This is a genomic window from Paraglaciecola sp. T6c, assembly GCF_000014225.1.
Lineage (GTDB): Bacteria > Pseudomonadota > Gammaproteobacteria > Enterobacterales > Alteromonadaceae > Paraglaciecola > Paraglaciecola atlantica_A.
Genome location: NC_008228.1, coordinates 3,950,027 through 3,976,364, shown reverse-complemented (window position 1 = coordinate 3,976,364; position 26,338 = coordinate 3,950,027). Strand labels below are relative to the sequence as shown.

Here is a 26,338-nt window from a genome sequence, read left to right as displayed (position 1 = left end):
CCACACGCTGCCAACTTTTCATAAATTATTCACATAACTGTCATTTTGTCATTCAATCGTCACAAAAGTGTCATACATTGCGCGCAATTCAGTACAATGCGCCATATACTGAACATGCGAACAAATATCGTATGTTTTTTGGCATTGATAAAGCACAGTAAGTCGTAATCTCGATACCCATAGTGTTAGCCAATGGCAGGTTGCAATCAGGGACAATCAGACAAGAAGTCATTAATAATTTGATTGCTAGATACCATTGCCCTTTGCATAAGGTTACGGCTGTATAATTGGAATTCGTTTATATGAAGATTAAATCTCCCCTAATTGCCTATTTTTCGTTAGTCGCCTTATTGCCCATTAGTGCCGATGCACAAACTATTAGTGACGAAGATTTAGCCTCGCTCATTAAACGCATCAATCAGTTAGAGCAAGAAGTGCGCTCATTGCGCAGCGAACTGGACTCTGTTGGCTCCGAGCAGGTTGACTCCAAGCAGGTTGACTTAGCGCAAAAAGAACAAAAACAAGACCAGAATACTAGCGTGGTTGCTAATGAAGATGCAGCACCTGTCTCTATTAAGTGGAAAGGTGCCCCTGAGATTAAAGGCGATGGCGGGTGGAGTGTAAAACCCAAGGGGCGCGTGCTTTATGATTTCAATACCCTTTCGTCTGTGCCTTCAAGTATTGATATACCAGGAGAAGGTTTTTCGAGTGAAGCTAGGCGTCTTCGATTTGGGATTCAGGGTACGATGCCAGGGGGCTTCGGTTACAAACTTATCGCTGATTATCTAGATGGCGTAAAGCTAACGGATGCCTACTTTACCTATGAAGATGGTCCTTTAAAGCTTACGCTCGGTCAGCACAATACCTTTCAAGGGCTTGAAGAGTTATCAAGCAGTAATGATACGAGTTTTGTAGAGCGTGCAGCTTACACAGATGCCTTCGGTTTTGAACGTCGAGTGGGCCTTTCTGCTACTTATAAGCTCAACGACTTTCTCCTCGAAGGTGGCGTGTTTACTGATAACATTGATGATTTAAACGATGGTAATAATTCGTTCAGCGTAGATGGTCGAGTTGGATACACTACCGTTGTCGACGATACTTTTATTCACTTGGGTAGCTCAGTACATGTGCGCGACTTAGGTAATGAAATTGACAGTATTCGATACCGTCAGCGTCCGTTTGTTCACAGTGTTGATACCCGTTTTATTAATACAGATGACATTTCTGGCGCAACGGATGAATTCAGTTATGGTCTTGAAGCGGCTGTCATTACTGGGCGTCTTCATGTCGTAGCTGAAACTCATTGGGCTCAAGTAACTCGTTCAGAATTTGCTGACCCGACCTTTTTTGGTGGCTCTATAGAAGCTGGCTACTACTTAACCCAAGACACGCGCGAATACAAAGGCGGCGTGTTTAAAGGTGTGAAGGTAAACGACCCTGTTAGCAATGGTGGAACAGGGGCGTGGCAGATTAACGTTCGCTTTGACCGACTCGACTTGGTTGATGCCGGTATAGTGGGTGGTGCACAGGATGCCTACATGGCATCGCTGATTTGGACCCCCATAAATGAAGTACGCTTCCTATTTAATTATGCTCATCTCTCCTACACAGATGCTCTTAATATTGTAGAAGGGGCACCAAACGACTTTTCTGTGAATGTTATTGGCTTAAGAGGACAACTAGGGTTTTAAGCCGGTACGGACACCGCCTATTGTCATCTGTGACGCTAGATTGCACTCGCGAAATGCCTGCGACTTGTCGAATTAACGTCAACGAACGCGGGCAATGCTGTTGTCAGGAGCGGCTTTAGCATTTACCGCCTCACTTTCACCTTTGAGCAATAAAAAAGAATGCAAAATCAACAAGAAACCCCTGCATATTTGATTTAAACTTGGCTTATCAATCGTTTTTATTAATGAGTCTCACATGAAGTGGCCTAATCTTAAACACCTGCATTATCTTGTTACCTTGCACCAAGAGCAGCATTTTCACCGAGCTGCTGATCATTGCCATGTAAGCCAATCCACATTAAGCACTGCCATTCAGAATTTAGAAGAGCAGTTTGGCTGTCAATTACTTGAGCGTGAACACAAAACCTTTGTTTTTACGCCTTTTGGATTGGAGCTAGTTGAGCGCAGCCGTCGGTTGTTAAATGAAGCCAATGAGCTGGTAGATTTCGCCCAAACGGCCGGGGATTGGCAATCTGGTAATTTGAAAATAGGCGTGATCCCTACCATTGCGCCGTTTTTTTTCGAGGGTTTGATCAGTGCAGTGCAACAAAACTTACCTGGTATCACGTTGCAGCTTCAGGAAGACACCACCACTAATTTACTCAGCCAGTTAAATGAAGGTATTTTGGACTTACTGATTTTAGCCTTGCCCATGGAAACCCCAGGCTGCAAACAGTTGGTGATTGGCCATGATCCGTTTCATCTGATTGCCCATTCTGATTTAGTGGATACTTTGCCAATGCCTATGGATGTTTCTGCATTGCCAGCCAAAAGTGTCTTTTTGCTGCAGCAAGAGCATTGTATGACCGGTCACGCGGTAAGTGCGTGCAACTTACGCCATAAAGAGCAAGTCAATACACTTGCCGCCAGCAGTTTGTACACCCTAGTGCAGCTTGCCAACAGTAAGCTGGGCTTTACCTTTATGCCTGAATTAGCCATACAGAATCATATTCTGAGTACTTCAAAATTGGTCTCGCTACCGGCAGAAGACAGTGCATATCGTGAAATTGGCCTTGTGTGGCGCAATGCAACCACACGTGTTCGCTTGTTTCGCTATTTAGCTGAATTGCTAGCGCCTTTGACACCAATCCCCACCTTGAAAAAATAAATTTTCTTTTATTCAAACTTTTTAAACCGGCCTTTCGACTTTATTTATAGTCAACACAATAGGGAATCGATTTGGTGTTTGAGAAGAGTGACGAACAGTTAATAGAGAAAGCACTGAAAGGACATAAAAAATCCTGGTTTAGTCTACTCAAACGCTACGAAAAGCCTGTTTATCATTACGGGCTGCGCATGACCGGGAATAACGCTGACGCGCTGGATCTGCTGCAAGATGTGTTTATTTCGGTATTTCGCAATCTTGCCACTTACCGGGGCGATGGGAGTTTTAAAGGCTGGTTATTTAGAATTGCTCACTATCGTTGCATCGAGTTTTATCGCCGTAAGCGCCCGATGCAAGGGTTTGATGATGCACCGGACATACCCTGCGACACCGCACCCGTTGACCAATATATAGAGAACACACAGCGTAATGCGCAATTGGTCAGTGCGATGCAGCAATTGCCTTTGGCACAAAAATCAGTGATAGAGCTGAAATTTTTTGGGCATTTTACCTTTGAAGAAATCGCTGAACAAACGGGCATGTCGGTTAATACGGCAAAGTCTCGTTTGTACAGCGCGTTATCTAAAATGAAAACCTTAATGGAGGTGGATTATGTCGAACTATGACAACGCCGAACTTCTGGCCTTGTGGCTAGAGGGCAAACTGACCCCAAAACAACGGGACGAATTTGAACAGCGCTGTATCCAAGATAGTCAATTTGCTGAGCAGGTAGATGCGGCCGCTATGGTTAAAATAGGGGCTGATGATTACTCCTCGTCTGAGGTTCCACAGTGGAATAAAGCCGCTACCTTCGAGCCCCAGCAAGCCAATAACAGTGGGTCCTGGTTATCCGGTGTATCTTTGGTGACGTCAGCGCTGGCTATTGTGCTGGTGTTAACGGGTACGCAAGTCACCACTTCTGAGGGGGAACTGCGTATTCGCTTCGGTTCTGGACAGTCAGAACAGGCATTAGTGAAATTAGTTGATAGCAAGTTAGATGCGTTTAAACAAAATCAACAAGACGCATTTACTTTGTATGCACAAACGTTGCAGCAACAGCAGTCAGAAAGCGCAAGCCAACTGACGAACTATTTGTTGAGTTCAAGTCGCAAGGAGCGCCGCGAAGACTTTGCCGAACTGATTAAGTTTGTTAATCAGCAGCGCAGCGACGATCAACTCTTTTATGCGCGCCAACTCAATCAATTACAACAAGACGTTTATCATGATGCGACTGGCGTCGCATTAGAAAGTATTCAACAGTAGAGGTAGCCCTATGAACATGTCTAAACGTATTTTCGCTCTCAGCACAGTGCTTGTCGCCATGTGGTCATCCCCCGTTTTAGCTGACACGAATAAGCAGGATTTGACCGGCGAGCTGGAAATAATGAGCAGTATTTTGCAAACCGCACTCAAGCAAGATAACCAAAGAGGAAGTTTGAGTATACGAGATATCGGCTATACCTATCTGCAAAATCAAGGGGTGGTATTTAAACTGGATTTAAATCGCTACGGTAGCAGGCAAGTGTTCTTTACTGATGGTCACCCGTCAGTGCCTGTCGCGCCGCTTGCGCCTAACGTTTTTGACATGCAAGACCTCGATATCGACATTCACATGGACGAAGATGAAATAGAGGATGCAGTAGAAGACGCCATGGAGCGAGCTAAGTATTTATCCCGGGAGTCCAGCAGTAAATTGCGGTCTCTCGGTGAAAAACTGCGGGAGTTCTCACGGGAACAGCGCGAATATGAACGCCGTAGCCGAGATCTTGAGTTTGAAAAAAGCAACAGTAACAGCGAACGTAAAGCTCGCATCGAAGAGCAGTTAGGCGAGTTAAACGCTGAGCTCAAAAAGCTTCAAACAAAACGCACAGAAGTGGAAAGATACAAAACTAAAATCGAGACTGAGCGCCAAGCGCAATTACAACAACGAAAAGAGGCCGCCGAACAAGAACGTAAGCGCTTTTTAGCCAACTTTGAACAGAATTTAGGCCAGGTGCTATGCCGCTATGGTGCTGGGCTTAACGCCCTTGATGATAAAGAGCATGTAAATTTTGTACTTAGCAATTTTGCTTCATCGACCAGTAACAGTAATCAAGACCGAGTCTACGTCTTCAAGCACAGCGACATTCAGGCTTGTGTAAAAGATAAAATCAATCACGAGGCACTGCTGAACAATAGCCAAGTGTATGCATTTTAGGTTTAGTTTTATCACTAGAGCGTTATTGCATTTCGCTCATTTTCATCGGTAATCAAATGCTTTCAAAGAGGCGGCTATAACCTAAATTTAGCAGCCTCTTTGTAGATATGGCTAAAATACGACCGCCGTTTTCTTTAAATAGCTTTCTATAATCTTTTTATCTCAATCCCTATATAACCCCTTATCACCGACACTTATTGGTAATTGTCCTGCTCGTTTCATAAATTGTTGTTCGTTTATAGCTGTCGATGCTTTCAAGCATGATGGAGCCTTGATTTTCGCCAGCCGCTAATGTGGTTATTAATTCGAGCATAAGTATTAATTTGAAAAGGGTATCAAGATGAATATTGCAAACATGACGGGTCTTGAAATGATGCAGGCCGTTGCCAGGGGCGATTTGCCGCATCCCAATATGGCGAGCACTATCCCAATGAAATTTATTTCGGTGGAAAAGGGCGTGGCCATTTTTGAGGCTACCGCCGATGATAGACATATTAATCCATTAGGTGGCGTTCATGGCGGCTTCGCTGCGACAGTAATGGATTCGGTTACCGGATGTGCCGTGCATAGTATGTTGGACGTGGGCGTCGGTTACGGGACAATTGATTTGAATGTGAAAATGCTCAAGGCCGTGCCTAAAGACACACCGTTAAAAGCAGAAGGCAGGGTCATCAGTATGTCAAATTCACTCGGCGTATCACAAGGTAAGCTAATTGATGAATCGGGGAAAGTTTATGCTTATGCGTCCGCGACTTGTATGATTATGCGACCTAGGGCGTCCTAGCCAGTTTTTTCTTTTTGTAGATGCTTTGCACAGCAGCATGCTAATTGTCTGCAAAGTGTCATTTTTTGTGGGCATAATCGCCTTTTTATTTTTTGGAGTAGGTAATGGGTTTTAAGGGTGTAACTAGTCACTTGGCGAAAAATATATGGCTCAAAGGTGCCGTCGTCGTATTAGCGTTAGGGGTAAATGTAACTGCATTTGCCGAAAATAGAATTGATACCCAGCGCCCTGATGCCCCTGAGCTTGCTGCTTATGGTGAGCACAGCATTGGCGTACGCCAGCTTGAAGTGGCGAACCCGAATCAGATTGAGATGCTAAAACTCGACCCCACTAAACCAGAGCCCGCAACGTTGCCCCGTTACGATCGGCCGCTTACATTAGAAGTTTGGTACCCAGCGCAAAAAGGCAGTACGGGCAATACTACTCTTAAGGCTTATATACGTGATGGTAAAACCGAAGTGGATTTACAGGGTAAGGCTGTGCGAGATGCTAAGCCTGAAATGACTGACAGCGCTTTTCCGTTGGTGCTTATTTCACATGGATACCCGGGGAATCGTTTTTTGCTCGCGCACTTAGCTGAAAATATTGCTTCGAAGGGTTATGTAGTGGTGTCTATCGATCACACCGACTCAACTTATCGCACTAAAGCGGCGTTTTCTTCGACTTTAGTTAATCGCCCGGTGGATCAGCTTTTCGTGTTATCACAAATAGAGGGCATGGCGAAAGACAAAGATTCATTTTTGTACGGTTTGGTTGATACCTCTGACACCGGTCTAATCGGGTATTCAATGGGAGGTTACGGCGCGGTGATTAACGCCGGGGCTGGGGTAACTGAACAAGTGGTAGCGAGCAAGCAAAGCCCGCCGTTTGGTACGCTCAAACGTCATCAGTCAGGCATTAAGTCAGGGGCAGACAAGCGTTTAAAGACCGTTATAGCGTTTGCGCCATGGGGTATGAATTACCACATGTTTAGCAATGATACCCTTAAAGAAATCAGTGTGCCTATGTTGCTCATCGCAGGCTCTCAGGACGACGTATCGGGTTATGAGAACGGCGTTCGTGCCATTTGGCAGGGGGCCAGCAACGTGAATCGCTCACTTCTGACCTATGATAATGCCAATCATAATGCGGGTGCGGTGATGCCGGCACCAGAAGAGTCCTATATGTTTGATAAGGAATTAGGTTTTAATATCAGTGAGCATTATATCGATGCTGTTTGGGATAATGCACGCATGAACAATATTGCACAGCATTTTGTGACCGCATGGCTAGATAAATACTTGAAAAACGATACGTCTAAAGAAGCGTATTTGGATATTGTGCCCGATTCAAACGGCGGTGTTTACGCCCTTGACGAAGAAGGTGAGCCGAAACCAGAACATACTTATTGGAAAGGCTTTGGAAACCGCACGGCCAAGGGACTGCACTTCGAGACCCTAGCGCCTAAAAAATAACAACGATAGTAACTCCCTTACGCTATGGATTGGTAAGTGGGATGGTAGATTTGTTTTGCCATTGTAAACACGGCGCTGTGTTTACAATGGTGGTTCCGCGTCTACTGTAAACGCTATTTTTTTCAGCTTCTTATCTACCGCTTTCATCTGCTTCTTCGTTTTTCTCATTTTCTATCTCATCCTTCTTGATTCACTTGTCATGGGAACACGCATGGTTAAATAATACGGTTAAATGTCACGGTAAAATTTACACAACCTCCTACCTATTCGCTTGATTGACGCCTTCTTTTTTTCATAAGCTCATGATTTTTAATTAATATTTATCTGGCGCTGCTTTTGCTTTGCTCTCCACTACAACCGCTTTACTACACAGTAATACGCTTCTTTGAAATACAAGGCGTTGCAATGTAAAGCATTAAACAACAAGCATTTATATACAAAGCAGGGCCTTAAAATGGATATTATTCCTGAGCATCTTATTAATTTTGAAATCGATCTTCAGTTGGTGGTGTATCACTTGTTCCAGCTAGGTCTGGCATTTCTGTTTGCGTTGCCCATTGCCTTGAACCGAGAAAGTGGTTCAAAAGGCGCGGGGCTGCGTACCTTTCCTTTAGTGGCACTAGCGTCGTGCGCGTTTATGCTCATTGCTATGAATGCTTATGCTGAAGGTGACGGCGAGGCAGAAGCAAGAGTGATGTATGGTATCGTCACGGGGATCGGCTTTATTGGTGGTGGCGCTATTTTTAAGCAAGAAAATGGCGCCAGTGGCACAGCAACCGCAGCGGGTATATGGAATACTGGGGCGATAGGTGTGGCAGTGGCCTATCAAAACTACGAAATCGCGCTGATTTTATCCTTGATGAATTTCTGCATTTTCCGGTTCGCCCGTAGCGTCAAGGTTCAAAGAGCGAAGCACCTAGACGATTAAGCCCGTTGGAACGCAGAGTGTTGAAGCTTAAAACCGCAAGGGGTTTTGGATCTGTGAAACGGGCAACGGGAGTATGCATGATTGAGGTCGTTCGAAATAACACAATTGGCTTCAGCTCTTGGGGTACACATTTTTGTTGTTCACTGGATGTTATACTCAGTTTCACGCTGGTTTTGCATTTTACAAAACACAAACCAAAACGGTAAATAGAAAGGCGAAAAAACGAAAACGACAAGGTAAAGTAATTCATAACGTCGCGTGCAATACATCAAACTAAACCATCAGGCAATCATGAGACGCTGGGTGGCTCCGGCCAAAAGAGGGACACAAAAATGAAAACGAATATAGTGCTATTACTCACTGCGATTCTGCTAGGTGGCTGTGAAAGTCAGCCTGACTATCGTGAAGCGACCAAAGGGGGCTTTGGCTATACCGAAAGCAAATTTACTGACACTCAATATCGCGTGAACTTTAAAGGCCGAGGCACGGATAAATCAAAAGCAATGGATTACGCCATGTTGCGCGCCGCGGAACTGACCTTAGAGCAAGGTTACGACTGGTTCGTAGTCACAGACAGGGAAACCTTAGTGGATAAAGAAAACGTGCAACTTAGCCCGCAGGTTGGTTTTAGCCGCCGCTACGCCACAGTAACCGACTGTGGGGCGTTGACCTGCCGGACCTCTCGCTTTCCCCGCAGTCAATTCGAGACAGGCGTGTTTATTGGCGGCTCTGAGCAAAGTGAAATTGAGAGTATTTTAAATATTGAGATGGGTAAGGGGGCACAACCTAATTCAGGCACCAGTTTTGACGCGACGCAAGTGACAGAAAATTTAGGGCCGAAGAAAGACACATTACAGGAGTAATATACTCAACTGCCGAGTTTGACTTCGAGGCTGTAACTTACCTGAAAATAGCTCAACGCCAACAACGTTGAGCTATTTTATTTTTGCTAGTCACAGAGTACGAATTAGTAAGCGACGCTAATGCGCTGATTTACATGCTCAGCATTTTCTGCTTCATCCACTAAGGCTTTGGCGTAATCAGTGACCGATATTTTACTCTCACCGTCACTGTTGGTGAAAAATGCATCACCGCCAATACGAAATTGTCCTACGCTATCACCTGGGTAGAGCACAGCCGCAGGGCTAACGAAGGTCCAGGGTGTTTTCGATTTAGTGCTGCGAAATACATCGAGGGCTTCACCTTGGGCGATGGCCTCATCTTTATATTCAGCAGGGAAGTCAGGTGAGGTAACAAGCGCTACACCCGGCGCTATTTCTAAACTACCGGCGCCGCCTACCCATATTAAACGTTTACTGCTATTGGCAAGAGATGCCAGTAGACGCTCAGCTGTTTTTGCGACTATTTCATGATTACCTGCTGCGCGTCCACCAACAGACGCGATAACCACATCCGCATCGGCAACGACAGGCGCGAAGTCTGCAGTGCTTTGTAAATCATAAACCCGGGAGGTAACGTCTTGAGCGTTTAACTTCGCAGCATCACGTACGATTGCCACTACTTCATGTCCTCGACTTTTCGCTTCTGTTACTACTGTGCTACCAATCCAACCTGTTGCACCTAAAACTGCGATTTTCATATTGTTTCTCCAATTGTTTACTGTGTTGCGTTAAGAAAGTGAAGCCAGTTTACTTGTGTTGGAATAAGTGATAAATACAGATTAATGATTAACATTGTTTCACTTTGGGATGCTAATGGACCGGATCACATCATTGCAAAGCTTCATAGAGGTGGCGCGTTGTAGCAGCTTTACTAAGGCGGCAGATAGTATTGGATTAAGTCGTTTGCAAGTGACTCGCCACGTTCAAGATATTGAACAGTGGTTAGGTTTACGCTTGTTTCATCGCACCACACGTAAAGTAAGTTTGACTCTACAAGGCGAAGAAACGTTGGGGTTTGCTAAGCAAATACTCAGTTCGGTTTCGGATCTGGAGAGCCGTGCTCATAGTCACAACCACGAACTCGTTGGGACCATTCGAGTTGCGACCCCAATTGGCCTTGGTCAAAATATGCTGTTTGATGCCATTCAAGCATTTGTGGCTATTCACCCCAAAACCCATATTCAAATGGTGTTATCTGATGGGCTGTCGCAGCTAGTGGATGAGCGAGTTGATATTGCGCTGCGCTATATTGATCAACCACATCAGCAATTAATTGCTAGAAGGCTAATGCACATCGATAGCGTTCTGTGTGCAACTCCTGGCTATATTGCGGAGCACGCCAAATTGAATCAACCCAGTGATTTGCTCGCGCATAATTGTCTTGTTCACAGTAGTAACCCTCATTGGCGGGTAGTCAGTGCAACAAGCGACGAGAAAGTCCCTGTATCAGGCAACATACAAGCCAATGAAATGGGCGTTATTTTAAAGGCGGCGCTGCGCGGGTTAGGCATTGCGTGTTTACCAAGTGATTTGGCCAATCATTATTTGCTGAACCGTGAACTGGTTCAAGTGCTGCCTGATTACAACACACCTGGCAGTAATCTGTGGGCGGTGTATTTGTCTCGTGACCACCAGCAAAATGTGGTGCGGGCTTTTATTGATTTTCTCGTCGAGCGTTGGCAAGCGGATATAGTGCGGGTTACAAATTGATGAATATTGAAATATGAACTTTTATAGGATTGAGTATATCAATAGATTGAATTCTTTAAAATTTATCAAAAAAGGCTTTATATGCTCACTCATAAGAAGAATACATCGCGCTATTTACCTCAGGTGACAGTGTCAGTTGCGATATTGATGATGATATCTGCCTGTACGAATAAGCAACTCTACAAAGCAGGGCAGTCTTATCAGAAGAGTGAATGCGAGCGTTCAGCACTTTCTGACGTACAATTCAGAGAGTGTGAAAATGTGGAGGCCAAGCGTTTTGAAGAGTATGAACGTGAGCGCCAAGAGACGCTTGAAACCAGTAAACCTTAAAGTGGCGCGCGGTGAAGTATTTGTACTTTAGTTCAGGATGAGTATATTTTTACCCAGTGCTATTTCACTGCTTTTCAAACTATAAATAGTGATTTATGTTAGTTTTCTGTCAAATTAATTTACATTTGCCTGCCGTTCGTATTTTGTGATTTTTTAAATGTCTGATACATAAGTTAAAATTAAAGTGGTGTTGTTCTTGCTGGTAAGGCTGTGATTTTACTAAAAGGAATGTCACATGCAGAAGAATAATAGCAAAAAAATACGTTCTAACTTGATCACTAAGATGGCCAAACTGCTGAGTTTAACCGCTGTACTCAGTTTGTCTTTTAATGCTTTAGCGACACCCATCAATGGTACAGGCAATATTACGCCTGACGTCATTTTTGGCGATGGTAATGCAAACGGCTCGTGGACAGGGGAAGCATTGAATGGCGTTGAAGTAGCCCTGCGAGGAAAGCTAAGATATAACGCTTCCGGAAGTCCTGAAAATACCTTTAACTACGACGGCGATCGTACTTATACATTTGACCCTACCTTAAGCTTATTACCTGCAAATCGTTCAGTATTTAATTTCGAGTACGCGGTGAATGTTGACGCGGGCGCTAACGCATCGGGCGCGATGTTAGATGATTTTACTTATCTGTTTGAGTTTGATGTAGACCCCACAGCCGGCACTGACTTTGTCAGTTTCGATATCATTACCTTAAAGACTGACAACGAACTGGGCGATAGCGGCACTGCGAATGGTGATGGGTTAGTGGATGTTGCTAACTACGCCTCTAATTTAAGTAATTATAGTGTTGCGCAGAATTCTCAGAATCGCGGCTTTGGCTATTCTGGCCTGCTTGATGCGGCTACTGAGGGCATGTTTACTTATAACTTGACGGTACTAGATGCAAATGGTGGAGAATTGGCCACCAGTTCAATTGATATTGTGGTTGGAAGTGTCCCGGTGTCAGCACCATCGACTTTTGCATGCTTATTTGCAGGTGTATTTGCGCTTAGTTTTGCAGGGTTGCGCAAACGTAGAAAACAAAATAGATAACGGCTAAAGAGTCACTAAAAAAGCTAATTAAAAGGGCTGCTACCTCAATGAGATGATTGAGGTAGCTGCCCTTTTTACTTAATTTAATCTCTAACGGTTTTCTAATCGATTGTAATCCAGCAGTCCACCTTCGATCGGATTGTGCTCCATGAAGGTTTGATTGAGTTTGTCGCTGAATGCCCAAAAATCTTTGGTTGTGCGCCTTACCGCAAATAGATCCAAGAAGGCTTCATAATTTTGCTCGTTTTCAATTTGCTGAGCTTTCGCCACTAATTTGGCCAGATCTGCTTCTTTTACCCGCCAGAATACATCGGGATAACTACCGAGTAACCCATGTACTAACGTCACGTCATCATTGGCGTGGTCGCGATTAGCATCTTCAGAAAACAAGCTGTTCACATTGAAATGCGCACTGTTTCTCACCAAGGTGAAAATCTCTGGTTTATCACTGTCTGTGGGCTCGACCATGATCATGCTCAGCTCGGGCAATATTGAGGCGCTTTGGCCTTTGATGTTGGCTAATTGTCCGAGCAGGGCTTTGCTATTTTGACCTAATTCGCTGTCTTGTAATCGGTAACGGCTGGGTTGCACGTCTTTCACATGTTCAGCAAAAATATCATATAATTCTTTCTTGTGGTGCTGGGTTTTAAACTGCATACCACTAGGTTGATCGAACGGGTTGATTTTACCCTCAACAAATTCGGTTAGCTCTGGCCCAGCTTTTTGATACCAAGAGGCCAACTCTTCGTGACGCGTTTTAGGCGGTAAAAAGGCCAAAAAGTTTGATTCACCTTCCATGCGCAGAAAGTCCATGTACAGGCGCGTCATCAATTGATGGCCATAATTGCCATACACATCAAACCCAGCGACTAACAGGTAGTGAATACGCTCTAGTAATGCGTAGTCGATAACCCAAGCGGTTTTGGGAGGCTTACCCACTAAGCCTTTAATGACGGTGGCATTGTCAAAGTGACGAAACACCGTCAGCGTGGCGTTGTCATTTTCACCGTCACCATCCCATATATCGTTAGCAGTGAAATGCTGGCCATCTTCCAAGGCGGTTGCCATGAAATCATGCCGTGCACGCATGTAATCACCTTGTCGTGAGGCATATTCAAGCCAAGTTACCGCAAATGCGGTGCTCTCGTGTTCCGCAGGGAGGCGAAGGTTGTCTTTTTGTGATTCGTAGAAGGCGTGTATCTTGGGTGAATCTGCCACTTCTGGTTTTACAAAGTAAACCCAGAAACGATCATTGATGACATTCAACGCCACCTGACCACGACAAACGGGCCCTTTGATGTAACCCATAATGGTGTTCTGTGCACGCTCGAGCATAAAGCGGTAGCGCGCGTTTTCCGGTAATTGAGTGAAAGCCGTTAGCGGGTTTGCCGCTACTTTTGGCTGATAGCTAGGTAACTCGGTCACTGTGTAGTCAGCGTCTACAAACCACTTCTGCCATTTGTCGGTGAGTGCTTTGTGAATAGCATAAGGCTGGTGTGTTTTGTTGACTATGGTCGACATAACAGGCTGCAAGCGGTAATAAACGCGCTTTACCCCTGGCTCATCAAAAGGGCGGCGACTCGGAATGACATCAATAGCTTGCCCTGATGGCGTTCTTGAACGCACAAGATTAAAAAACTGTGGCTGGGTATTAGGCGCGGTTATCTCACTAAAGTACAAATGAGAGCTAAACAAGTGTTCATAAATGTAGCGAGCACTTAACTGCATTTTCAAATCGTCAGCATTTAAAAAGTCTTCTAACGAGTTTATCGCTGTCTCTTGGGCTTCAGACAGTGGTGCGCGAGCAGGCATATAAGCGCCGCTCTCCATCCAACTCATGAGTATATTGTGCTCCTCACCGGTTAATTCTGGGAGAGCGTAGGGCATTCCACCAAATGCTTGGCTTGTGGCATAGCCATCAAATTCCGAAATGGTAGGACATTGTTGGCTGCGATCGATAGAGACATCGAAGCGTTCGTCTAATAATTTGTCGTCAGGTAAAGGGTGTTGCTGTTTAAGCTTCAGCATTTTTGCTAAAACTGACGCCTGCGTGTTGGCAATAGGGGTTTGTTCTCGCTCATTTAGCACAGGATAAAAGCCACGCTTGCGCCAGTCGGGAGAATCTAATGCGTCTAAAAACAATCGATTTGGCGTGGCGGCAAGTATACGCGAGCCATGGTAGACAACTTCTTTACTCGCGCCGCGATCTATTCCTTCTGGCGAGCTCATCTTAAGCTGGCAAGGGGCGTCGTAGCAGGCATGGCACACAACACAACGCCCTTCAATTACGGGTGCTACTTTGGTTTGGTAGAATGCGGTGGCAGGGCTTTCTAATAACGCTTGCGTGACACTGGCTGGTGCGCGGTTCACTGGGGCTTCGTGGCCATAAAGCTTGTTGAAATCAAGATTGGCAATGGTCGCGCAACCCGAACAGACAAGAATGACGGCGATGAATATTTTAATCCATCTGGAATGTGTATTTTGCATAAAGAGTCCAACTAAGGCAGTCACTCTGTGTTTATTTAAAACTGAGCGGTGTGGGGTAGCGTGTGTGTTTGCCGCGCAGTTTACCCTTTAGCGGATACCGACTCAACTGAGAATCACTCAATTTGAGTGCTTTGAGGTTTATTTATCTCTGTGCCAATTGCACATTACCAGGGGGGCAATTATGTACTTACTTGACAGTTATACACAAAGCAGGAACCCTACCGTGAACTCTTTGACAGACATTCGATAATTTATGCAGCGCGACGAAAAGGTGACATCGGTATTCGGTCATATCCTCATTATTATACTGGCGGGAGAGTTGATTTTCGCTTTACCTTTTCATCTAGCACGCTTTTTTCGACCAACGTTCCTACAAGCGTTCGAGCTAACGAACACCCAATTAGGCGATATTTTCGCTGTCTATGGCGTTGTGGCTATGCTGTCATATTTCCCCGGAGGCATAATTGCTGACAAGTACCCCCCAAATCGCCTTATGAGCATTTCACTGTTGGCGACAGCGGCGGGGGGCTTATATTTACTCAGCAGGCCGAGTCATTTGGGACTTACACTGCTTTTTGCTTATTGGGGCGCAACCACTGTTTTGGTTTTTTGGGCGGCGATGATTAAAGCCACTCGGCTTTCGGCTCCGCCCCATCGTCAAGGGTTCGCATTTGGTTTGCTCGATGGGGGGCGTGGGTTAGCGGCAAGTCTGTTTGCCAGTGTAGGCATATTGTTATTGAGCCTTGGGACATTCAGCTCGCAAGGCGATTTCAACAGCTCAACTGAAGCGTTCGATGCTATGGGCATGCTGATTATCTACTACAGCACGTTAACAGCATTAGCAGCTGGGTTAACTTGGTTTTTTGTCAGTTCTCAAGCTGATAATCCATCTGACACGTACGCTCAACAGCAGCAACAAGCACCTGGTTTGTCATTCGCTTCGACGCTTATTAATCCCTTGGTATGGCTGCAAGGAGGGATCGTTATTTGCGCTTATTGTGGCTATAAAGCGCTGGACAATTACAGCCTTTTCGTCGTGCAGCACTATGGTTGGTCACAAGTGGAAGGTGCCAAGTTTATTACGTTTGCCAGTTATATGCGCCCCGTAGCCGCGATTGGGGCAGGGTTACTCGCCGATCGCTTACGTACGAGTAAAATGACTTACTTACTGTTTGCCGCACTGGGGGCGATCTTTGCGGCGATTGCGTGGATGACGCATTTCAATGCAGGAGTAACACTGGTGTTAGCCATGTTGCTGTTTACCTTTTTTGCAGTATTCGCTTTGCGTGGAATTTACTTCGCGTTGGTAGACGAGAGTCAAATTCGTATGGGGGCGACAGGCACTGCTGTCGGGATCATATCAGTACTGGGTTTTACCCCCGATATTTTCTTTGCATCTATCTCCGGTCGTATGCTGGATGCCGGACAAAACGGCTTTGCGTATTATTTTTTATTTATTGCCGCGATTATGTTTATTGGCTGTTTTTGCGCTTTGCTATTGGCCAAAAAGGTCAAGAAATTGCGCTCGGCATCGGCTGCAAGCCCTAAAAATTAAGACCCGTCGTCAACATTATGAAGGCGCTATTGAGGTCGTCGAAATGTTGCTGTGCCGCTAAGGGACGTCAAAATGTCATATTCGCAACATATCATTAACGCTTAACATCTGTTTTAATTAGCAAAATTATAAGTAAAAAGTAACTCTATGTTTGGTATTTTTAAACCTGCTTCACACCAACCTCGACTCCCCAAAGAAGAAATAGACAAAGAATACAAAGCCCTGCGTTGGCAAGTGTTTATCGGTATTTTTGTGGGCTACGCTGGTTATTATTTAGTGCGCAAAAACTTTTCTTTGGCAATGCCTTTTCTGATTGAAGAACAAGGTTTTACCAAGGGCCAGTTGGGGATTGCATTATCGGCGGTCTCTATTGCTTATGGCCTGAGCAAATTTTTAATGGGCAGTGTGTCTGACCGCAGTAACCCCCGTTATTTTTTGATGACAGGATTACTAGTATCCTCCGGCGTAATGTTTCTATTTGGTTTCGCCGACTGGGCTACCCAAAGTGTTGCTAGTATCTTTGTGTTGCTGTTTATCAATGGTTGGGCACAAGGCATGGGATGGCCAGCATGTGGGCGGACCATGGTTCACTGGTATTCAGGAAATGAACGAGGCCGTACGGTCTCGTTTTGGAATATTGCGCACAATGTTGGCGGTGGCTTGATTGGTCCAATATTTATTTTAGGTATGGCGTGGTTCAATGACTGGCACAGTGCTTTTTATATGCCAGCTGCTGCAGCAAGCTTAATTGCCGTGTTTATCTATTTTGTAATGCGCGATACACCCCAGTCATGTGGTTTGCCGCCAATAGAAGAGTATCGAAACGATTACCCTGCTCAGTATTCTCAAAGCCATGAAGAAGAACTAACGGCAAAGCAAATATTTATGCAGTTTGTACTGAATAACAAATTGTTGTGGTTCATCGCTGTGGCGAATGCGTTTGTCTATTTAATACGTTACGGCGTGCTTGATTGGGCGCCTACCTACTTGTATGAAGTAAAAGACTTTTCATTTGATAAAAGCTCATGGGCTTACTTTCTTTACGAGTGGGCAGGTATTCCCGGCACCCTACTATGTGGCTGGATAAGCGACCGATGGTTTAAAGGTCGACGAGCACCTGCGGCCATATTGTATATGTTATTGGTATTGGTGGCAGTTGTGGTTTACTGGTTGAACCCAGCAGGTAATCCGACCATCGATATCGCTGCTCTCATGGCAATTGGCTTCTTGATTTATGGACCTGTCATGCTAATCGGTTTATTCGCTCTTGAGCTGGTACCTAAAAAGGCTGCTGGCACTGCCGCTGGCTTAACCGGGTTATTTGGCTATTTAGGTGGAGCAGTTGTAGCCAATATTGCGCTTGGCTATACGGTTGACCATTTCGGCTGGGACGGTGGCTTTGTATTATTGGTTGGCGGTTGCATAGGCGCTATTTTACTTATCGCGTTAACCTTAAAACACGAAGTCGCACATGAAAGTCATCAGCGGGAAGAAGGCGCTCAACTCCAAGAAAGTCAATAGTAAGAGCCGTAGGGCATCAGCGTAAGGCTTAAGCTATAAGTTGGGTGCTAGCCCTTAGCACCAAACTTATAGTTTCTACAAGCTCAAAGTCTGCCCCTCTCTGTTTCACCCCTGTTGAGACTAGAGATGGGAGAGCTTTGCAGGCAGCTCTCGCGCAGCGTGAACTTACTTAGCATACAACAAGACTAGGCACTTCCTTTAAGATCCAAAAAACCTAATATCGTCAGCTCGTTGTCGATAATTGTTACATAACTTCTGTGTTCTCTTTACCTTCTAGAGCCCCTAATCAAAGGGCGATGGGCGCTTACAGATCTATTTATGGGCTGATTATATGCATGATAGAAGAGGTAAACGTTTGAACGCTCATGACATTTCCTCGCCAAAGCGATAAGCTAAGGGGATATTTCAAGTGGAAAAACAAACATGACAAATTCTGTAGTGATCAGTGGTTCAGGATTATGGAATCCACCACATAGCATCTCAAACGAAGAGTTAGTAGATGCGTACAATGCGTATGCTCAGCAGTTTAATGAGCAAAATGCCGATGAGATTGAATCAGGTGCGATAACAGCGAAACCTTTCTCTAGCGCTGAATTTATTCAAAAAGCATCCGGTATACGCAGCCGTTATTGCTATATGAAAGATGGGGTACTGGATATTAACCGTATGCGTCCCATCATTCCTGAGCGCGGTGAAGAAGAATTATCTGATCAGGCCGAAATGGCGATCAATGCGGCTAAACTGGCCCTTGAAGCGGCAAATAAAACCGCTGAAGATATCGACGTAGTGATTGTATCTTGTGCATATACGCAGCGCTCTTATCCCGCGTTAGCCATCGAAGTGCAAGGCGCTTTGGGGATCAAAGGTTTTGGTTTTGATATGCTAGTGGCGTGTTCAGCAGCAACATTCGCTTTGCATCGTGCTTATGAAATGATCAGTGCCGGAACGGCAAAAGGGGTATTAGTGATAAACCCTGAATTGACTTCACCACAAGTCAATTATTGTGACCGTGACAGCCACTTTATTTTCGGAGACGTGGCAACCGCTATGGTAGTGGAGCATGCAGATACCGCGACATCTGAGCATGTGTTTGATATTTTAAGTACCAAAGCGATTACTCAATATTCAAATAATATTCGCTCAAACTTTGGTTATGTTAGCCGGGCTAATGATGTTGACCCCTATGGAGCAGATAAGCTGTTTCATCAAGAAGGACGTAAAGTTTTTAAAGAGGTGTGCCCTATGGCGGCTGAGCATATTAGCGAGCACTTAGAGCGACATCAGTTAACCAGTGCTGATGTGAAGCGTTGGTGGTTACACCAAGCAAACATCAACATGAACACGCTTATTAGTAAAAGACTACTAGGCCGTGAAGCGACTGTTGAAGAAGCGCCGATTGTATTAGACAGGTACGCCAATACGGCATCTGCTGGCTCAATCATTGCGTTCAATCTACACCACAAAGACTTACAGGCCGGGGATTACGGTTTACTGTGTTCATTTGGCGCAGGATATTCCATCGGCAGTTTGTTAGTCAGAAAAAGGTAACCTTGTTACGCTAAGGCGCTTGAAAAACACAATAGCAATCACGTCAGGGACAACACCATTATGCTAGCAGTTTGGGGATATGCAGCCAGTGCTTTGGGTTACGCACTGTTGCTGCTGTTATTGTTAACATCGCGCAAGTCGGGCTTAGCTAAATATTTATTAATATTGGCCACAGCTGCTACGTGTGTGTGGTCCCTTTCACCTTTTTTCATTGGCGAATTGACCGTAGAGCGTCTCATCGTTTTTGATAACGTCAAACAATTGTTCTGGCTGCTATTTCTGGCGGCGTGTTTAAAAGATAACTTTACCAGCTTGGTGGGCGTGCTTAAGCGCCCTGAAACATGGTTAATTCTGGCGTTGCCAATTACTGGCATAATTATTCCTCTGTTTCTAGATGTTAACGACAGTTGGTTGTTTTTACTGCAAACCATTCTGGCACTACAAGTGTTGGTTTTATTAGAGATTATCTACCGCCAATCAGGTGAAAACCGTTGGGCGTTTAAACCGCTAATTTTATACTTAGGCGCCACAAACCTGTTTGAATTTGTCACCTTCGCCAACGCGCTTATGGTCGAGCAAATCGACTTGACGTATATCGCCGCCAGAGGCTTTATTTACACCGCTATGATCCCGCTACTGGTGCTTGCCATACGCCGTGTACAGCATTGGGGCGTTGACATATTTGTTAGTCGTGAGGTGGTGTTGCACAGCTCTTTGCTACTGGTGGCAGGGTGTTATTTGTTTGTCATGTCGCTTATCGGCTATGTGGTGAAATACTACGGGGGAGAGTGGAGTACTTCAATCCAAGTCGCGCTAATATTCCTGTCGTTGGCGTTGCTTGCCACGGTATTTTTGTCAACGAGCTTTCGCACCAAGGTCAAAGTGTTTATTACTAAACACTTTTTTGCCAATCAGTTTGACTATCGTTATGAGTGGGTCAAGTTAACCAAATCGTTAGAAAGTAATCAGTCTGGGCAGGCTGTTTATCAAACTGTGCTAAACGCTTTTTTGCAGGCGATGGATTACCAATCTGGCTTGCTACTTAAGCGAGTCGATAGCAAAGTAGAATACCTAGCAGATGTAGACGCTGAACCTTTATGCGAAGAGCAGCTCGAAGTGATGAGGCAATTTTTTGCGTTTTTTGAGCAGAAAAACTGGATCATCGATATGGCGGAGCTGCGCACCAAGCCCTATGTGTACGAGGGCTTAAAAGTGAATCACGGGACCTTGAATAAAATTGCATTCCAATTGGTTATCCCTATCTATCGAGGCGATACGCTGTGGGGGTTAGTGTTGATGGGCAACACCAATGACACATCGCGCAGTTTAAATTGGGAATTACGTGACTACCTTACTGCGGTGACCGCGCAAATCACTAACTTTTTATTTCATCATGAGGCCGCAAAAGAAGTGGCTGAAAATGCTCAGTTCGCTGCATTCACCCGTATGTCGGCTTTCGTGTTGCACGATTTGAAAAATGTTTTGGCACAAATTGACTTAATTTTGTGTAATGCTGAGCAGCATAAGGATAACCCCGAATTTATCGAGGATACCTTTGAAACGCTGCATCACACCAAGGCTCGTATGGATAAAATGTTACGCCAGTTGTCAGAGAAGAATGCAGAGCCAGCGAGTCAGCACAGGTTAGTCAATTTGTCGGGGTGTATCGAAAACGTCATTGAACAGCGCTGTGCAACATACTTGCCCAAGCCAGAATTGAGGATCGATAGTGAAATAGATGTTGTGCTTGACCAAGAAAAGTTCGCCAATGTGATGTATCACTTGATCAGCAACGCGCAACAAGCCACCGCCGACGATGGTTTTGTGCGTGTAGATGTCTGCCATGCCCCACAAAACGAAAACATGGTGGTGACTATTTCTGATAATGGCTCGGGCATGAGCAAGAGTTTTATTCAGCAGCGCTTATTTACGCCTTTTGATACCACTAAAGGCAATGCCGGTATGGGCATAGGTGCTTATGATGCTAAAACGTTTTTAGAGAAAATAGGTGGGTTTTTACATGTTCAAAGTGAAGAGAATGTTGGTACAGTCTTTACGTTGAACATACCAGCGAACTAATAGAATAGGTTGCAAGGATAAAGGCATGGAAAAGATTTTAGTCGTTGATGACGACTTAGGTATTCAAAAGCAGTTGAAGTGGAGCTTCTCGGGCTATGATGTGGTGTTTGCAGATGATCGCACCTCTGCGATCACTCAGTTACGCCGGCATGAGCCTAAGGTGATTACCCTTGATTTAGGGTTGCCGCCAGATCCTGCCAATGCCACTGAAGGCCTAGCTGCGCTTCAAGAAATACTTGCGTTATCCCCTAACACCAAAGTGATTGTGGTAACTGGCAACAACGACAAAGTGAATGCCTTAAAAGCGATTGAGCTTGGTGCGTATGACTTTTATCAGAAACCCATTGACTCAGATACCATTCAAGTATTGGTCAGCAGAGCAGCACAGCTCTACGATTTAGAGCAAGAAAATCGTCACTTGTCTGCGGTGGCGCCCTCAATGGATCGTATTATAGGCAACAGTGAACAGATTTTAGCGGTCAGTAAAAAAGCTGAACGCATTGCCCAAACTGATATCAGTACGCTGTTATTAGGGGAGAGTGGCACGGGTAAAGAAGTGTTTGCGCGCAGCATTCACGAACACAGCTTACGCAAAAACAAAGCCTTCGTTGCTATTAACTGTGCCTCGATCCCAGAAAATTTGCTCGAAAGTGAACTGTTTGGTTATGAGAAAGGCGCGTTTACAGGCGCAAATAAAACCACACCAGGTAAAATTGAAAGTGCTCAAGGCGGCACACTTTTTCTAGATGAAATCGGTGATATGCCTGTAGGCTTACAAGCTAAGATGCTGCGTTTTTTACAAGAGCGTGTTATCGAGCGAGTAGGCGGGCGTACTGAGATCCCAGTCGATATTCGTGTTATTTGCGCGACCCATCGTGATTTAAATAGCATGGTCGCACAAGAGACATTTCGCGAAGATTTGTATTACCGGATAGGGGAAATCAACATCGTGATACCGCCACTGCGTGAGCGTGGTAACGATGTGATTTTGCTGGGTAAAACCTTCTTAAATCAATACAACGAAGACTTCAAAACAAAAGTGAAGGGCTTCAGTGACAGCGCAGCACAAGCCATGTTGCAGCATCGCTGGCCGGGTAACATTCGTGAATTACAGAACAAGCTTAAATCTGCGGTGATCATGGCTGAGTCAGCTTACATTCAACCAGATGATTTAGGTTTGCAGGTAAATGAAGAACTCAACACCATGCGCACACTTAACCTGCGTGAAGTGCGCGAGGAAGCTGAGAGCAAAGCTATTCGTTATGCGTTTCAAGTGGCCGAGCGCAATATGTCGCGCACTGCTGAATTACTTGGGGTGACACGCCCTACGCTTTATTCGCTGATTGATAAGTACCATCTAGAGGACATTAAAACTGGTTCCTAATGTGAACAACGTGTGTGAAGGGTTACCCGACGTTCGGCTAAGCCTTGTGTTTGAGCATATATAAATGCGGTGGCTCAAATACACATTAGCTTTGTTGTCGTTGGTTGGCTTATGGTTTGTAGGGTTAGGCCTAAGCACATTTATACCCTTGCCTGCTTCTTTATTAGGTTTGTTAGTATTGCTACTGGGTTTGATGTGGCTTAAGCGCGTTCCTTCTGCTTTGCTCAAAGTGTCGCAGTTTGTGCTTGGGCATATGCTGGTGCTCTTTGTGCCAGCGACCATGGGGGTGCTACTTTACGCTGAAAAGTTAGCGGATAATCTATTGTGGCTAATATTGAGTATTGTTGTCAGCACCGTGCTCAGTCTTGGAATAACCGCATGGATTTGCCAACGCTTATGGCAATCGACCAACCAACACCCGTCTGCGCCTCATGAAGATTGACATCTCAGCCAAGGCTAAACAAATGCAATTGATAGTGACATCATGCTAAACAATTACAGCGAGCAATACCCTCTCGTCTCTGCGTTGATGTGGACGACCATTACCGTGGGCGTGTATTTGCTTTCATTGACCGTTTTTCGCCTATTAGGGCGACGTCCGGCATTTCATCCAATGATCTTTTGCATTGCCATGCTCGCGGTTGTGCTCTTCTATGCTGGCGTCACTGTTGAATCATACCAAGGAGATACGAGCCTGCTGACGTGGTTGTTAGGCCCAGCGACAGTGGCGTTGGCCGTTCCTCTCTACAGTCAAATAAGAAGTCTTCGCGGAAATGGCCTAGGCATTATGCTGCCGATTTTGATTGGTGGTGCCATTGCGCCTATTTTGGCTCTGGCCGGTTTGTATTTTGTGCCTTTGGACAGCGACGTAAAGTTAAGCTTGCTGACCAAGTCGATTACAAGTCCATTGGCGATTGAGACCAGTCAACATATTGGCGGTATTCCTGGGCTTGCAGTCGTGATTGTTATTTTCACTGGCATAGTGGGGGCTGTATTTGGCTCCATAACGTATCGCATATTTCGCGTCACGTCCCCTCAAGCGCAAGGACTTGCTTTAGGTACTGTAGCCCACGCTATAGGCACTGCTCAAGGATTTCAGATGAGTCAGAAAATAGGTGCATTTGCCACCATAGGTTTGTGCATAAATGGGGTACTAACGGCCATTATTCTGCCGATTATTTTTTTTCTTATCAGCTAGTGGTACGAATACTGCAAACTTTCCGCTAAGTTAGCAACGCCCCATGATTATTGTAATGGGGGCGGTACACACGGGTTAATATATTTATGCGTAAAGTAGCGGACGATTCTATTCACATTTGGTTATTCGTGTTTTTCACGAGTGTGGTGCTAACAGCATGCGGCGGTGGTGGCTCTTCAGACTCAGACTCAGACTCTGATAACACGCCTGATGTCATTGTGAATGCGGGACCAAGCTCTACGGTTAATGAGGGGACGACAGTCAACTTGCAAGGTGATGCGCTAGGCACCACCGATGCCTTGACCTACGCTTGGTCTGCCTCGCCGGCATTAACGATTACCCATGACGATACCACCACGGGTGTGGCATCGTTTGTGGCGCCAACCACCAGCGATACATTGACTTATCAGCTAACCCTTCAGGCAACTGATGGCAATGGCAACGTTGGCTCTGACAGTCTAGAAGTGACCGTTTTGCCGTTAAACACTGCGCCAAGCGCGATCATTTCCTATCAACCGATTGACGGTTTTTCTAATAATATCTTTCCAGCTGGCACAGACGTTACCTTAAATGGCGACACCAGCACAGACGCCGATACGACGGATGCAGATAACCCTATTGCCGCATATCAATGGCAACAACTTGCCGGAGTTGATGTGCTTTCTGGGGTCAGTAGAGATGCAAGTAACATTACCTTTACCACACCGATTGTCGATGAAGACAACACGTTAACCTTCGAGTTGACCGTCACTGATCAAGAAGGCGCAACGGACACCGAAGAGCTGACTATCACCATATTAAGTGCAAGTAATAATGTGCCCACTGTTGATGCTGGTGTCGATCATCAAGTGTTTTCTGGAGAGAGCATTTTACTTTCAGGAACGGCCGATACTGCTATTCCCTCTGCAAAGCCATTAACCTACTTGTGGTTAACTGACTCTACCTTAGAGCCACAAATTAATAACGCCAATGTGTTACAGACATACGCTGTTGCGCCTATGGTCACCACGAGTCAGGTGTTGACCTTCACCTTAGAGGTTAATGATGCCAACGGTAATGAGGTGGACGACAGTATTTCGGTAACAGTACAACCGTTTCCTCGTAGTTTAATAAACGATACGGGGGTGATGCGCCAAGGCAGTGTGAACGCAGTGAACAGCTCGCATCAAGGCGATTACCCTGCGCAAGACGGGCAACGGGGGCGAGACGTTATTGCGACTAACAATATGCTTACCAAGGCCGGGCGGGGTGAAGGTGGCTTTGACTTTACCCGCCTAGATGACATAGGCGATGAAGTGGACGATACCAGCCAGCCATGGCGCTGTGTACGCGATAATGTGACCGGTTTAGTGTGGGAAATTAAAACCACCAATGGTGACTTACATGGCCGACGCCATACCTACAGCTGGTATTCAGAAGAGAACAATGGTGGATATAGTGGTCCGTTGAATCCAGCCACTCCTAGCTGTTCGCTGGGCGACTGCAATACGCAGGATTTTGTTGAAGCCGTCAATGACCAGGGCCTGTGTGGTTTTTACGACTGGAAGCTACCCAGTCATAACGAACTTCTTTCAATTATGCATTTTGGCAAATCTACCAGTCCTATGTTAGATACCGATTATTTTCCCTACGCAGATAACGGGCAAACCAGCAATATATGGTACTGGACATCACAAACCAGCGTCGATGGTACCAACGAGGAAGCGCAAAATGCATGGGCGATCGATTTCTCTAGCGGGAATGACAACTTTTTAAATAAATCCACAGCGGCTAACGTTCGTTTAGTCAGAGCAGGACGATAATATGAAAAAGATATTGTTTTTGGCGTTACTTAGTTTTAATAGCCTTGCCCAAACGTGCCTAGGGGACGTAACTGAAACGGCCAACGAAGAACAATTTACGGTCAACACCGATGGCACTGCAACGCATATCAGCAGTGGTTTGATGTGGATGCGCTGTAGCATCGGGCAAACCTATAGCGCTGGTAGTTGTGTGGGTGAAGCCGACGAATTGAATTGGCAACAAGCGTTAAGTGAAGCCCACGGTTTCACATATGCAGGATACAGCGGTTGGAGAGTACCGAATTTAAAAGAATTGGCTACGTTAACAGAGCGAGCTTGCGTGCGACCAGCCATAGATGAAAGTGTATTTCCTGATACCTTGTCTGATGATTACTGGACTTCTACCCCTTCTGTCGTCGATGCGGATCGTGCCTGGGTGGTAGCGTTTTTCAACAGCAGTAATGCGTTGAAAGAAAAAAGTTTATTCGTATACACGCGGCTGGTCAGAACAGTCGATTAACGTATATTTTAATTCGATTATCGTATCGAGCTTTTAAATTACCCGTTAACTGGTCAGAATGTGTTGGTCTTTTTAAGCTA

The 26,338-nt window shown here is 45.3% G+C and carries 23 protein-coding genes; 21 read left to right on the top strand and 2 right to left on the bottom strand.

Annotation, left to right across the window (positions count from 1 at the left end):
- Positions 1-302: 302 nt before the first annotated feature.
- From PATL_RS16985 to PATL_RS16945, 9 genes are all read left to right on the top strand, one after another.
- Entirely contained in the window at positions 303-1,691 is a 1,389-nt protein-coding gene (locus PATL_RS16985) for a porin (RefSeq protein ID WP_011576049.1), read from the top strand.
- A 235-nt stretch (positions 1,692-1,926) separates the two neighbouring features.
- The gene (locus PATL_RS16980) at positions 1,927-2,838 is read left to right on the top strand and encodes a hydrogen peroxide-inducible genes activator (protein ID WP_011576048.1); all 912 of its coding nucleotides are present in this window, start codon (positions 1,927-1,929) and stop codon (positions 2,836-2,838) included.
- Positions 2,839-2,912: 74 nt separating this feature from the next.
- Positions 2,913-3,461: an RNA polymerase sigma factor gene (locus PATL_RS16975; protein WP_011576047.1), complete on the top strand. Its 549-nt coding sequence runs from the start codon at positions 2,913-2,915 to the stop codon at positions 3,459-3,461.
- Positions 3,448-4,098, top strand: a complete 651-nt coding sequence (locus PATL_RS16970) for a hypothetical protein (RefSeq protein ID WP_011576046.1) — start codon at positions 3,448-3,450, stop codon at positions 4,096-4,098. Before PATL_RS16975 ends, PATL_RS16970 begins: the two co-directional genes overlap by 14 nt.
- A 10-nt stretch (positions 4,099-4,108) precedes the next feature.
- The gene (locus PATL_RS16965) at positions 4,109-5,032 is read left to right on the top strand and encodes a hypothetical protein (RefSeq protein ID WP_011576045.1); all 924 of its coding nucleotides are present in this window, start codon (positions 4,109-4,111) and stop codon (positions 5,030-5,032) included.
- Positions 5,033-5,372: 340 nt separating this feature from the next.
- Positions 5,373-5,816: a PaaI family thioesterase gene (locus PATL_RS16960; RefSeq protein ID WP_011576044.1), complete on the top strand. Its 444-nt coding sequence runs from the start codon at positions 5,373-5,375 to the stop codon at positions 5,814-5,816.
- Positions 5,817-5,920: 104 nt separating this feature from the next.
- On the top strand, positions 5,921-7,270 hold the full coding sequence (locus PATL_RS16955; RefSeq protein ID WP_011576043.1) for an alpha/beta hydrolase family protein: 1,350 nt from the start codon (positions 5,921-5,923) through the stop codon (positions 7,268-7,270).
- Between the two features lie 454 nt (positions 7,271-7,724).
- Positions 7,725-8,198 (top strand): MgtC/SapB family protein, encoded by a 474-nt coding sequence (locus tag PATL_RS16950; protein WP_011576042.1) that lies wholly within the window; start codon positions 7,725-7,727, stop codon positions 8,196-8,198.
- Between the two features lie 332 nt (positions 8,199-8,530).
- Entirely contained in the window at positions 8,531-9,061 is a 531-nt protein-coding gene (locus tag PATL_RS16945) for a CC0125/CC1285 family lipoprotein (protein ID WP_011576041.1), read from the top strand.
- A gap of 104 nt (positions 9,062-9,165) precedes the next feature.
- On the opposite strand, the gene PATL_RS16940 is transcribed toward PATL_RS16945, so the two are convergent.
- The gene (locus PATL_RS16940) at positions 9,166-9,798 is read right to left on the bottom strand and encodes an NAD(P)-dependent oxidoreductase (protein WP_011576040.1); all 633 of its coding nucleotides are present in this window, start codon (positions 9,796-9,798) and stop codon (positions 9,166-9,168) included.
- A gap of 115 nt (positions 9,799-9,913) precedes the next feature.
- On the opposite strand from PATL_RS16940, the gene PATL_RS16935 reads away from it, so the two are divergent.
- The 3 genes from PATL_RS16935 (at position 9,914) to PATL_RS16925 (ending at position 12,185) form a co-directional block, all read left to right on the top strand.
- Entirely contained in the window at positions 9,914-10,810 is an 897-nt protein-coding gene (locus PATL_RS16935; protein WP_011576039.1) for a LysR family transcriptional regulator, read from the top strand.
- Positions 10,811-10,891: 81 nt separating this feature from the next.
- Positions 10,892-11,140, top strand: coding sequence for a hypothetical protein (locus PATL_RS16930; protein WP_011576038.1), 249 nt, complete (start codon positions 10,892-10,894; stop codon positions 11,138-11,140).
- Positions 11,141-11,375: 235 nt separating this feature from the next.
- Positions 11,376-12,185: a hypothetical protein gene (locus tag PATL_RS16925; protein ID WP_011576037.1), complete on the top strand. Its 810-nt coding sequence runs from the start codon at positions 11,376-11,378 to the stop codon at positions 12,183-12,185.
- 90 nt (positions 12,186-12,275) lie between these two features.
- Here the strand turns inward: PATL_RS16925 and PATL_RS16920 are convergent, their stop codons facing one another.
- Entirely contained in the window at positions 12,276-14,672 is a 2,397-nt protein-coding gene (locus tag PATL_RS16920) for a fatty acid cis/trans isomerase (protein WP_011576036.1), read from the bottom strand.
- Between the two features lie 253 nt (positions 14,673-14,925).
- Here PATL_RS16920 and PATL_RS16915 point away from each other — a divergent pair, with 253 nt between their 5' ends.
- The 9 genes from PATL_RS16915 to PATL_RS16875 all read left to right on the top strand — a co-directional run bounded on the left by PATL_RS16915 (position 14,926) and on the right by PATL_RS16875 (position 26,258).
- Positions 14,926-16,227 (top strand): MFS transporter, encoded by a 1,302-nt coding sequence (locus tag PATL_RS16915; protein WP_011576035.1) that lies wholly within the window; start codon positions 14,926-14,928, stop codon positions 16,225-16,227.
- 147 nt (positions 16,228-16,374) lie between these two features.
- The gene (glpT, locus tag PATL_RS16910; protein WP_011576034.1) at positions 16,375-17,748 is read left to right on the top strand and encodes a glycerol-3-phosphate transporter; all 1,374 of its coding nucleotides are present in this window, start codon (positions 16,375-16,377) and stop codon (positions 17,746-17,748) included.
- Positions 17,749-18,171: 423 nt separating this feature from the next.
- Positions 18,172-19,296, top strand: coding sequence for a beta-ketoacyl-ACP synthase III (locus tag PATL_RS16905; RefSeq protein WP_011576033.1), 1,125 nt, complete (start codon positions 18,172-18,174; stop codon positions 19,294-19,296).
- Positions 19,297-19,356: 60 nt separating this feature from the next.
- On the top strand, positions 19,357-21,375 hold the full coding sequence (gene prsK, locus PATL_RS16900) for an XrtA/PEP-CTERM system histidine kinase PrsK (RefSeq protein WP_011576032.1): 2,019 nt from the start codon (positions 19,357-19,359) through the stop codon (positions 21,373-21,375).
- A gap of 25 nt (positions 21,376-21,400) precedes the next feature.
- On the top strand, positions 21,401-22,759 hold the full coding sequence (gene prsR, locus PATL_RS16895) for a PEP-CTERM-box response regulator transcription factor (RefSeq protein ID WP_011576031.1): 1,359 nt from the start codon (positions 21,401-21,403) through the stop codon (positions 22,757-22,759).
- A gap of 64 nt (positions 22,760-22,823) precedes the next feature.
- Positions 22,824-23,201, top strand: a complete 378-nt coding sequence (locus tag PATL_RS16890; protein WP_011576030.1) for a CidA/LrgA family protein — start codon at positions 22,824-22,826, stop codon at positions 23,199-23,201.
- 42 nt (positions 23,202-23,243) lie between these two features.
- Positions 23,244-23,957, top strand: coding sequence for an LrgB family protein (locus PATL_RS16885; protein WP_011576029.1), 714 nt, complete (start codon positions 23,244-23,246; stop codon positions 23,955-23,957).
- A gap of 86 nt (positions 23,958-24,043) precedes the next feature.
- Positions 24,044-25,759 (top strand): DUF1566 domain-containing protein, encoded by a 1,716-nt coding sequence (locus PATL_RS16880; RefSeq protein WP_011576028.1) that lies wholly within the window; start codon positions 24,044-24,046, stop codon positions 25,757-25,759.
- A gap of 1 nt (position 25,760) precedes the next feature.
- Positions 25,761-26,258: a DUF1566 domain-containing protein gene (locus PATL_RS16875; RefSeq protein WP_011576027.1), complete on the top strand. Its 498-nt coding sequence runs from the start codon at positions 25,761-25,763 to the stop codon at positions 26,256-26,258.
- Positions 26,259-26,338 lie beyond the last annotated feature (80 nt).